We start from the raw sequence: 3,314 nt of genomic DNA, 5'->3' as shown, positions 1-3,314 counted from the left end.
GCCAGTATTAATCCGCTTTCGGACTCACCCGCCATACGATATTACCGACATCATCTGCGACTAAGATGCCGCCCTGTTTATCCACTACAACACCTACCGGACGCCCCATGGCATCGCCATTACCGTCTACAAATCCAGTCAGAATATCCTGCGGCATACCGTCAGGTTCACCCTCTTTAAACGGTACAAAGATCACTTTGTAACCACTTAACGGTTTTCGATTCCATGAGCCATGCTGCCCGACAAATGCGCCGTTTTGATATTGAGCACCAAGCAAATCCGCCTGATAAAAAGCCAGCCCCAATGAAGCTGTATGCGCGCCCAGGGCATAATCGGGCTTAATGGCTTTTTCGACTAAATCCGGTCTGGGGGGCTCGACACGTGTATCGACGATTTGACCGTAATAGCTATAAGGCCAACCATAAAAGCCGCCATCCTGTACCGACGTCATATAGTCCGGCACCAGATCACTACCGATTTCATCGCGTTCATTAACAGTTGTCCAAAGCTCACCACTTTGAGGCTGCCACGCTAAACCATTTGGATTACGCAGACCGGAAGCAAACAGTCTTTTATCGCCCGTATCGGGATTCACTTCCAGAATCGCAGCACGGTTTTCTTCGTTTTCCATACCGTTTTCGCCAATATTGCTATTAGACCCAACGGTGGCATAAAGCAATGTGCCCTCATCATTGGCAATAATATTCTTGGTCCAGTGATGATTAATCGGCCCGCCGGGTAAATCCGCGATATGCTGAGGTTCGGCGGTGATCTGTGTCTGCCCTTCTTCGTAAGGGAAACGCACAATGGCATCGGCATTGGCAACATAAAAATCATTGCCAATCAGCGCCATGCCAAATGGAGAACGCAAATCTTCGAGAAATACATGACGGGTTTCAGCTACGCCATCGCCATCTTCGTCACGTAATAAAGTAATCCGGTCCGCACTGGGCACTGCCGCCCCTGCCCGTTTCATCACCAGGCCTTTTATCCAGTCTTTAATACCTGCATTTGGCTTTTCGCTCTCAGGGGCATTGGACTCCGCCACCAATACATCGCCGTTTGGCAACACATAAAGCCACCGCGGATGATCCAAATCCATTGCAAAACGGTTGACCTGCAAGCCCTCTGCAGCAATCGGCTCACCATCAATCGGCCAGCCTTTGGCCGGTGCAATTTTCACGGTGGGTATCAAAGCCTGTTTAGGTGCAACCAAGGTTGGCTCAGGCCCATAATCAGCTTGTGGAGGGATTTTGGCCCTATCACCACAGCCAGTCAGGCTCACGGCCAAAACCCCAATAAATGCGCCGACGATAGATGGATGCTGCATATCTGTGCTCCTGAATAAAGAATCAATACCTGAGTCTAACAAGGTTCAGCTAACGTTCGGCTTGCTTTGCGTTAAAAGATGTTGAAGAAATTGCCTTTATAGTGATTTGGTCATTCCAGTTGAGACAGCGGAATGTTTAATAATTGTGATTGTCACAGTATGGCAAAGTTTTATTTCACTCAATGGAGGTTGCATGCAAATTCAGGTTAATACCGATCGCCACATTCCAGGCGATGACACGCTCACCGACTCTATTCGTGAGGAACTACAACATTCTCTCAAACGATTCGATGAACACGTCACGCGTGTCGAAGTACATTTAAGTGATCAAAACAGTGAAAACCGGGGTGGTGCTGATGATATCCGTTGTCTGATCGAAGCCCGCATAGAAGGTCACCAACCCAATGTGGTCACCCATGATGCCGCGACCATCAAACAAGCCTTTACCGGTGCGACCGATAAAATGAAACGTGTCTTGACCACCACCATTGAGCGTATGCAATCACGCTAACATCAACACCAAATGCTGGTTCCCACGATCCTCCGTGGGAATCACCCATTCTCGCGCGGGAGCGTGATTAAGGTGTCCTTAATGCTCACTCTAAAGGTCAGATAAACCCGAAATCCAGAATATGCGACGCAACGGAATAAGGCTTGTGCAGAATATAAAATGCTTTCGGCGCACAGAATAAATCTCATTAATTGAAGCGATCCTTATGAGGCCATAGGGAAATCAATTTCAAAACAGATTATTGTGTTTTTCACCAAGCCATCGGTATGCTTGATCCCACATTGTTCCTCAACTTTCCATTAAAACCCAGGCAGCATAATGAATAAGAAGTTACTTTTAGCCATCGGCTTGATACCGCTCGTTATCATTCTGGCAATCGTTTTCAATAATCGAGACGCTCCATCATCGGCAACTGACAGTAAACGGCAATTATCTGAATTGCAGTCTATTGAAGAAGGCTTTATGGAAGCTGAAGTTTTCATTAATGCCCAAGCACCGATCAAAATTGATGATCAAACCCGATTGGAAAAAGCATTAGCGGGCCCCGGCGATATGATTACCTATTTTTATACCCTGACTACGGTGTCGGTTGCCGAAGTCGAGCCAGCCACTGTGCTTGAGAAGATCAAACCAAAACTGCTCTCAAGTCTTTGTAAGAATGCGGAAATGCAGCCAGTGCTGCAGGCGGGTGCAAAAATTGTTTATGTCTATTCAGACAAGAACAGTGAAGATGTCGGACGTATTGAGGTAGTGGCTGCAGATTGTCAGGCGTTAAGCTAAGTTTGCATAGTCACGCAATAGACTGCTGCTGTAGCAACATACTCATATCGCGTTTGGGTGGATGGCCAAACATTCGTACATATTCACGACTGAATTGTGATGGACTTTCATACCCCACCCGGTAAGCCGTGCTGGCAGCATCCTGCGTCTCCGTCATCATGATTTTTCGTGCTTCAAGCAGCCTGAATCGTTTTTGATATTGCAACGGACTCATTGCGGTGACCGCTTTGAAGTGGCTATGAAAAGACGAAATACTCATGCCCACCTGGGTAGCCAGATCCTCAATTTTGATTGGCTGATCGTAATTGGCTTTTAGAATTTGAATCGCCTCTGAAATTCGTTGCATGTGGCTACCGGTTTGGGCCATTTGAGCGATGACATCGCCATATTGGCCGTTGAGTAGCCGGTAATGAATTTCGCGTTTAATCATGGGTGCTAATAACGCAATATCCTGTGGGGCTTCCAATAACCGGGCAAGTCGTAATACGCCGTCCCCCAGTAACGCATCCACATCGCCGACAAAAATGCCACGCTGGCTTGGCATTTTGTTTTTAAACGGCAAACGGGTCTGCGCCATTAATTCGGTAAGTTGATGCAGATCCAACTCAATCTGCAGACATAGATAGGGTTTGTCTTTACTCGCTTCTATCACCTGACCAATCACCGGCAAATCGACAGAGGCCACCAGATACT

4 protein-coding genes are annotated in these 3,314 nt (G+C 47.3%); 2 read left to right on the top strand and 2 right to left on the bottom strand.

Features of this window, described 5'->3' with window-relative positions:
* Positions 1-7: 7 nt before the first annotated feature.
* Positions 8-1,330 (bottom strand): PQQ-dependent sugar dehydrogenase, encoded by a 1,323-nt coding sequence (locus tag B3O33_RS02300; protein ID WP_292359093.1) that lies wholly within the window; start codon positions 1,328-1,330, stop codon positions 8-10.
* Between the two features lie 193 nt (positions 1,331-1,523).
* Here B3O33_RS02300 and B3O33_RS02295 point away from each other — a divergent pair, with 193 nt between their 5' ends.
* Both B3O33_RS02295 and B3O33_RS02290 read left to right on the top strand, forming a co-directional pair.
* Positions 1,524-1,841: an HPF/RaiA family ribosome-associated protein gene (locus B3O33_RS02295; RefSeq protein ID WP_292357519.1), complete on the top strand. Its 318-nt coding sequence runs from the start codon at positions 1,524-1,526 to the stop codon at positions 1,839-1,841.
* A 318-nt stretch (positions 1,842-2,159) separates the two neighbouring features.
* Positions 2,160-2,621, top strand: a complete 462-nt coding sequence (locus B3O33_RS02290) for a hypothetical protein (protein WP_292359091.1) — start codon at positions 2,160-2,162, stop codon at positions 2,619-2,621.
* Positions 2,622-2,631: 10 nt separating this feature from the next.
* Here the strand turns inward: B3O33_RS02290 and B3O33_RS02285 are convergent.
* On the bottom strand, positions 2,632-3,314 hold a 683-nt coding region (locus tag B3O33_RS02285), incomplete at its 5' end, for an AraC family transcriptional regulator (protein WP_292362844.1).

Source organism: Methylophaga sp. UBA1464 (assembly GCF_002325665.1).
In the GTDB taxonomy this organism is placed as follows: Bacteria; Pseudomonadota; Gammaproteobacteria; order Nitrosococcales; family Methylophagaceae; genus Methylophaga.
This window is presented reverse-complemented; position numbering and strand designations above follow the sequence as displayed.